Consider the following 6,741-nt stretch of genomic DNA (forward strand, 5'->3'; position numbering starts at 1 on the left):
GAGTAGGACTATGCATCGATAGATAGAGAAGAATTTATTTTATAGAAATTAGAGGAAATGACAATGACAAAGTCATCTAAACAAAACTTAAAACCGATAATGAAATGGGCTGGTGGAAAAGCACAAATGCTCAAAGATATACTGCCCACTATTCCGACCTATACGGGAAAGTACATAGAGCCCTTCTTTGGTGGAGGAGCGCTTTTCTTTGCATTGCAGCCAGATAATGCTGTAATAGCAGATAGCAATCCAGAGTTTATTAATGTATATGTTCAGGTTGCCAACGATGTCGAAGGTGTCATTTCAAAGCTACAAGAATATGAAAATACAGAGGAAATGTTTTATGCAGTTAGGGCTTTGGATTGGGAAAGCCTTACGGCAAGTGAAGCTGCAGCGCGAACACTGTACTTAAATAAAACATGCTTTAACGGACTTTATCGAGTTAATCGTAAAGGCCAGTTCAATACACCTTTTGGTAGGTATAAGAACCCGACGATTTGTGATGAGAAGTTACTTCGTGCAGCGTCTGATCTTTTGAAATTCCGATATATTTTTGGCAAATTGAATGGTTTGCTGCATACTGCAGAGTTTCAACTGCGATGGAAGAGCAGACAAACAGCTATAAGAATCAGGTGAAATACTACACTGAATATATAAACAGGCACCCAGAATATGTTCTAGCAGGTGTTTATGGCGAAATGTAAACCCAAGAATTGATACAAAGAAATGCTGTTGTCAGAGCGGCAGAATGGCTTGAAATCAAGGGCTTTCAGAGATTAGGAACTCTCCGGCAACTCATTCTTTACGCCCGATTGTTGCCGACATCATGACAACAGCGCAGATGATTTTGACAACAGCAACGGAGAAAATGACAACACCTCAAGCAATGGTGACAACAGCAGAGAGAAATGTGACAACACCCGCTGATAACAGCAAAATCAGTTATAAACACGAGACTTTCTACATTTTGTTTAAATTTGCGAATTCTGTTAAAGCCCCAAAAGCCCAAATCAGAAAAAAACGGGGAAAAGCAAAACATTATTTAAAGTCGCCGAGGGTGACATATTGACAACATAGACGACATGTGCTATAATAAATTTGTTGTCATTCAAGATAAAATTTGCGGTCTTTTGCTGAACGATAATTAAACAAACTTAAGTAAAAGGAGCAAATTATTCTTTAGAAAGGGGATTAGAAGTGGAGTTTAACAATAGTAAGAGAATGGAACTGATCAATACAATGGTAACAGAGTTGCCTGTGCTGCGTGCAAGGATAGGAGCTTCCCAAGCTGATATCTCTGAAAAGATAGGCATTTCAAGGCAAACTTATAATGCAATTGAAAATGGTAAGAAAAAATTGAATTGGACTGTTTTTTTAGCATTGTTTGCAGTTTTTAGTAGTGATGAACGAACTCTGAAAATGTTGGATTCCATGGAAGTTTTTCAGGAGGGCGTTGCAAAGGAAATGTGATTGCCTTTTGCAACGAATCTTAGCGTGATTTTTTATTGGAGGTCATATGTTGAATATGGTTAAGAATGCTTCTGTTCAAGCCACGGATATATATAAGGATCCATATGGATACACATATTCTGAAATGGTTGGTGTATTGGGAGAAGTTGAGGCGGATAAGTTTTATCGCGAATTATACTCCGGTTCCCAAAGTAGTAACAAGTATAAAACGATAACTATCAAGGAAATCTTTCGTGGTCCGGATACTCAGAAATATGCTTTTGAATTGTCAGATGGCTATTGCATTGAAACGGTAAGCATTAAAAGAAAAACTGGTACTACTGTATGCGTGAGCACCATGATAGGTTGCCCTGTTGGGTGCATCTTTTGCGCCTCTGGTGAAAATGGATTTGTCAGAAATCTAACACCATCTGAAATAGTTCAACAAGTAATACTGATAAATGGTAGAGTAAATAGGATTGTATTCATGGGCATGGGAGAACCTCTGTTCAATTATGATAACGTGATAAAGTCCATTCATATATTAAGAGACCGCAAAGGACTTGATTTTCCAACAGATGGTATAACAATATCAACAACGGGACCGCTCCCTCAGATGAAGAAGTTGAGAGAAGAACATTTAAAAATCCAACTTACGTTATCCCTGCATGCCACGAATCAGCATGTAAGGGACTATATCATGCCGCATATGAAAGGGTATGATATAAATGAAGTAGTTCAATCAGTACTCTCATATTCAGAAAGACATAATCGTAGCGTTACTATAGCATATTTGCTTATACCGGGTGTAAATGATCGTGCGAATGATGTAAAACAGTTGGGAAGATGGTTTCGTGACAAAAATGTATTGATTAATCTTTTACAATACAATGAAACGGATTGTAAAGCAGTTCGAAGACCAAACAAACAGGAACTCGTTGCATTTCGTGATAAGTTAAATAAGGTGGGACTTACTGTGAAAATCAGAGAATCCCGAGGTGGCAATATAAAAGCCGCATGTGGTCAATTGGTAAGTAGATTAAATAACCGCAATATGAGTGCACCCAAGAAAAAAGGAGCTTCGGAATTGGATACAGGTTCGTCGAACAATGCTGGATCTTCGAGTAGATTGAAGCCAAGTAAGAGACGTTATGTAAACAATAAAAGCAAGAATGGAAAAAAGGGTTCATCGCATAAATAAGAGCATGTCGGAGTGTGATCTAGTATTTGCGTTCACTGATCTGCATGAACTTCACAAATGGAGGCTCGATTATGAATGAATTTGTTGATATGCATGTCCATTCAAAATTCTCAATTGATGGAATGTCTACGATGGAGGATTATTGTCTGATTGCCGGCAAAACGGGTACAAGAGTTATTTGTTTTACTGAACATGTGGATTTTAATTCAGCGGAAAAGAATCTTTCAAGCATAGCAGACCGTGCAGAAATATATCTGAAGATGGCAAGTGACATTTGGAATCCAACAGATATAAAAGATCTTGCTGGAGGCTGGTCAGCTGATGAAGAAAAAGAGTTTTTCAGGAACACAAAAGGTCAGGAATTTACCATTGGTTATGCTGATCGCAGCTGGCCAGACGCACTAAAGTATGGATTCCTATCCGCAAATATTGGAGGCAGCGGACGATATCTGTATAACGTACAAGCCGGTGACACTGTGTTCTGTCATATCGCTGGAAGTGGATTTGTCGGTATCGGCGAGTGCCTTGCGACAGCTGTGCCGATGGCTGACTTCAAAGTTGACGTTGATGGAGTGAGCACACCAATCGCATCAGCTCCGTGGGAGTCGGAAGATGCGAAGAACAAGCTCGATCATAAAAAAGAGATCTTCATCAGTGTTAAATGGAAGAAGTATGTTACAGATCAAGCGGACGGCTATTGGGAAAAGGGAATGACCAGTGTGCCGCTTGTAGCTTATACACTCACAGATAAGACCACATACAAGAAGGTTAAGGATCACTTTGACTATAAGGATGAAGCCCAAGAGTAAACTTATAAAAGAAGGTTCGGGACATGGGTGAATATGTAAAGAAGAAAAAAGATATGAATTTCCAGAGCGTAGAGGCTCTGCAACAAGTTGTAAATGTTGTTAATGAAGCCTCTGCTGCTCTGAACGACAAAAAGAGAACGATACGAGAAAGTGCAATTCCGGAGGTGCTTGCAGGAGCTCTTGGTGCCGGAATCGGCGGTGTAGGCTCATTTGCGGCACTCTATGGACTCGGTACCGTTGGTCTTTCAGCTGCTGGTATCACTTCCGGGTTAGCTGCTGCAGGATCAATTGTCGGCGGTGGTATGGTAGCCGGAGTATTCGTGTTGGCTTTACCTGTGGCGGCACTGGCTGCAGGCGGTGTGGGGGTAGCTGCTAAATTAAAGAATAAACAGCTACGACAGGAAAAAGAGCGTTTATATAAGGAAGCGCTCCAGAAACATGAGGCAATCATCAAGGCTATGAAGGAAGAGGCAGACGCGACCAAGGAACGTATGGATTACTTGCAAAGCCTCAACATTCTTTTGCAGCAGGCGATCAAAGATCTCCAGAAGGACTTGGGGATCGCGGCTTAGTTTGGGATGCTGACAAATGAGTAAATACAGATACACAGAATTAGAGCAGCAAATCAATAATGTCCTCGTGCATCAGGATAGGGAACTGGCACAGATAGCCTTCCCTGACACCAAGGGTATAGATGAAAACATAAGACAGAGTGAGGAACTACTGAGATCCCTTGGCATACAAATTCCCGATGGAGATAACCTCACTATTATGGAGAAACCAAAAAAGATCATGATTGTCCCTTCGTGGGAGAGCTTGTGTTTGGAAGCAGAGGCAGCAGTAGGTAATCAATGTGTTCTTGAGGACTTGTTCACGGTGGAAGAACTGCAGCTAAACGAGCAGGCTATACATGCTCTCAACGAAGAATACAACCAGCTGCATCGACTGGACAGATATGATATTGCAATCTCGGCTGCAGCAGGCCTTCTTGCAGCAGCGGTTGACATCCTTATGGTAGGCATACCACAAAAGACCCCTGAAGGTTTGAAGGGTGGAGTGCTTGCCAACTATGTCAGGGATTACTTTGATAAGAAGTATCCGGAAGCGGAGATGGAGAAGCTCGCTAACTCAAAGGTGAGCAAGGTTCCATACGATGCGCAGGACAACAGGAACACCGTCGTCAACGTCGAGGGATTGTCGACCTATTACCATAGACTCTTGTCCCTCGGTCACGATCCGCTACTTGGATTGGTGATTGGTGTTGCAGACATAATGACCGGTAGGATGACCACGATTGATAAGACAGGAAAAGTCGTCTCACAGGCTATAGATGAATATGCTAACAGAACAGAAAAGGACATCTTCTTAGCAATTGCTAAACAGATAACGCACTTTAAGTCCGACATTACCACGTCGATGGGTCTTCCGGCACCACTTATGGGATTGTTCAATCTTCTGCAGTTCGGAAACATCGGTGAGGAGGATCAGACAATCGCTGAGATCGTACAGGGTATGTACTACGAAGGCTACGACTTCATCCATTTCTGTACCCTTTCGATTCCAGTGATGATTGCGGAGGTTGTTACGCGGCTTGGATATGCAATCAAGCGGATAAAGGAAGGGCATCTGGTTAAGGAATCAATTCCACTATCTACAAACCATGAGAAGCATCCAAAGCTCGGAACAATGCTCTTTATAGGGCATAGCGCGGCGACAGCTTGTAATGCTGGGAAGGTTTACTTCACCAAGAACCCTATGGCTATCAACTATCCTCAGTGGTTGGCCTTTGGCAAATACTCGTACCAGCAGCTTAAGTGGGTGCTGATTGAGAAGCCGGAGGCGAGAGACGCCTTTGTCAGGGGGACAATAAAGGAGCATCTTGATGAAGTGCTTTTATCTGTTGATGAGACGTTTACAGATATCTCAAAGGAGTACATCGTCGTAATAGGTTGAGACGGTATAATTCCTTAGACCAATTCCCTATATTGAGTAGGGTATCAGGGTTGAGACGGTATGGAATTAGCCGGTTTGCATATAATAAAGTAGGTAGTAGGGTATAGACCAGTTCCCATTGACGGACGCTCCCCGAAGGCGTAGGAATTGTAAATCTACAAAATCGTGGACAAGTTCCCGATGACAGGCGCGAAAATCTGACATCAAAATGGACGTGTCGAGCCACGTGGAAAGCTGCGTGCTCCTTACGCGTGTGAGCAACCGAAAAGCGGATTCTTATGTGAAACTGAATGTGAAGATGGAAGATTATTATCGGATTAAGGACGCGGAGAAGAAAACGGATGAATAAAGAGTGGTCAGAGCTCAACAAGCTCATGCAAAGTCAGATAAAGAAAAGAGATACCTATGAAGAAGGTATCGATATACTTCTTGCATTACGTGACGCTCTTTGGGACACTGTCAGCTCTTTCAAAGAAGAATTAAACAGGGAAGAGTTCAATGCAATTCCATTCATCAATGCAGATGGGTATCATAGCAAGACTATTGCATATTCGTTGTGGCATATCTTTCGTATTGAGGATATCGTGGCTCACACATTGATCAATGGGGATGAGCAGGTATTTTTCAGAGAAAGATATCAAAAGAGAATTAACTCACCTATCATCACCACAGGAAATGAGCTGGTTAGGCAGGAGATTGCTGACTTTTCAAAGTTGCTGAATCTGGATGAGTTATATATGTATCTTTTTGATGTGAAGCGGAGTACAGAATCCATATTACGGGATTTATCATATGATGATCTGAGGAAAAGGATATCCGCAGAACGAAAAGAACGGCTGGAATCACTTTCTGTTGTCAGTAAGGAGGAAAGTGCGATATGGCTTATAGATTACTGGTGCAATAAAGATATTCGCGGCCTTATCCAAATGCCGTTTTCCAGACATTGGATCATGCATATTGAGGCGTGTTTAAGGATAAAGAAGAAAATCCATCCGTAATGCATTTGACTTAAATAGGTTGTGATAAAACCACGCATTGCGGTTCGAATGAATATGTGATATACTTTGAATATAAACACGCAATGCGAGGGAAAAGAATATGGATATAGCTAAATCGATAAAAGACCTACGAGAAAGCACAGGGATGTCGCGTAAAGACTTTTCAGAGCATACGGGGATCCCTGTTCGCACATTGGAAGACTGGGAAGCGGGAAGGAGAACACCACCGGAATACATTCCCAGACTTATTGCTTACCAGTTGAAGTATGAGGAATTGGTGAAAGGGAAGGAGGATAACCTTCTATGAGAGATTTTGATAAGCAGATGGAAA

Annotated in this window: 8 protein-coding genes; all 8 read left to right on the forward strand. The window is 41.8% G+C overall.

Annotation, left to right across the window (positions count from 1 at the left end; genetic code table 11):
* Positions 1 to 63: 63 nt before the first annotated feature.
* The 8 genes from J6O61_RS01120 to J6O61_RS01155 all read left to right on the forward strand — a co-directional run bounded on the left by J6O61_RS01120 (position 64) and on the right by J6O61_RS01155 (position 6,717).
* Positions 64 to 636: a DNA adenine methylase gene (locus J6O61_RS01120; protein ID WP_292208579.1), complete on the forward strand. Its 573-nt coding sequence runs from the start codon at positions 64 to 66 to the stop codon at positions 634 to 636.
* 561 nt (positions 637 to 1,197) lie between these two features.
* Positions 1,198 to 1,470, forward strand: a complete 273-nt coding sequence (locus J6O61_RS01125; protein ID WP_033119816.1) for a helix-turn-helix transcriptional regulator — start codon at positions 1,198 to 1,200, stop codon at positions 1,468 to 1,470.
* Between the two features lie 55 nt (positions 1,471 to 1,525).
* Complete coding sequence (gene rlmN, locus J6O61_RS01130; RefSeq protein WP_292208585.1) at positions 1,526 to 2,650, forward strand: 23S rRNA (adenine(2503)-C(2))-methyltransferase RlmN; 1,125 nt, start codon at positions 1,526 to 1,528, stop codon at positions 2,648 to 2,650.
* A 71-nt stretch (positions 2,651 to 2,721) separates the two neighbouring features.
* Positions 2,722 to 3,459, forward strand: a complete 738-nt coding sequence (locus J6O61_RS01135; protein WP_292208586.1) for a PHP domain-containing protein — start codon at positions 2,722 to 2,724, stop codon at positions 3,457 to 3,459.
* Between the two features lie 23 nt (positions 3,460 to 3,482).
* Positions 3,483 to 4,031: a hypothetical protein gene (locus J6O61_RS01140; RefSeq protein WP_292208587.1), complete on the forward strand. Its 549-nt coding sequence runs from the start codon at positions 3,483 to 3,485 to the stop codon at positions 4,029 to 4,031.
* A 16-nt stretch (positions 4,032 to 4,047) separates the two neighbouring features.
* The gene (locus J6O61_RS01145; protein ID WP_292208590.1) at positions 4,048 to 5,412 is read left to right on the forward strand and encodes a hypothetical protein; all 1,365 of its coding nucleotides are present in this window, start codon (positions 4,048 to 4,050) and stop codon (positions 5,410 to 5,412) included.
* A 341-nt stretch (positions 5,413 to 5,753) separates the two neighbouring features.
* Complete coding sequence (locus tag J6O61_RS01150; protein ID WP_292208592.1) at positions 5,754 to 6,410, forward strand: phage head-tail adapter protein; 657 nt, start codon at positions 5,754 to 5,756, stop codon at positions 6,408 to 6,410.
* A 100-nt stretch (positions 6,411 to 6,510) separates the two neighbouring features.
* Positions 6,511 to 6,717, forward strand: a complete 207-nt coding sequence (locus tag J6O61_RS01155; protein ID WP_292208595.1) for a helix-turn-helix domain-containing protein — start codon at positions 6,511 to 6,513, stop codon at positions 6,715 to 6,717.
* Positions 6,718 to 6,741 lie beyond the last annotated feature (24 nt).

This window comes from Butyrivibrio sp. (genome assembly GCF_017635265.1).
Taxonomy (GTDB): domain Bacteria; phylum Bacillota; class Clostridia; order Lachnospirales; family Lachnospiraceae; genus Butyrivibrio.

Bases quoted from the DNA above. Each gene is read 5' to 3' on its own strand.
- J6O61_RS01145 (WP_292208590.1), top strand. From the start codon at position 4,048: ATGAGTAAATACAGATACACAGAATTAGAGCAGCAAATCAATAATGTC.
- J6O61_RS01150 (WP_292208592.1), top strand. From the start codon at position 5,754: ATGAATAAAGAGTGGTCAGAGCTCAACAAGCTCATGCAAAGTCAGATA.
- J6O61_RS01155 (WP_292208595.1), top strand. From the start codon at position 6,511: ATGGATATAGCTAAATCGATAAAAGACCTACGAGAAAGCACAGGGATG.
- J6O61_RS01120 (WP_292208579.1), top strand. From the start codon at position 64: ATGACAAAGTCATCTAAACAAAACTTAAAACCGATAATGAAATGGGCT.
- J6O61_RS01135 (WP_292208586.1), top strand. From the start codon at position 2,722: ATGAATGAATTTGTTGATATGCATGTCCATTCAAAATTCTCAATTGAT.
- rlmN (WP_292208585.1), top strand. From the start codon at position 1,526: ATGGTTAAGAATGCTTCTGTTCAAGCCACGGATATATATAAGGATCCA.
- J6O61_RS01140 (WP_292208587.1), top strand. From the start codon at position 3,483: ATGGGTGAATATGTAAAGAAGAAAAAAGATATGAATTTCCAGAGCGTA.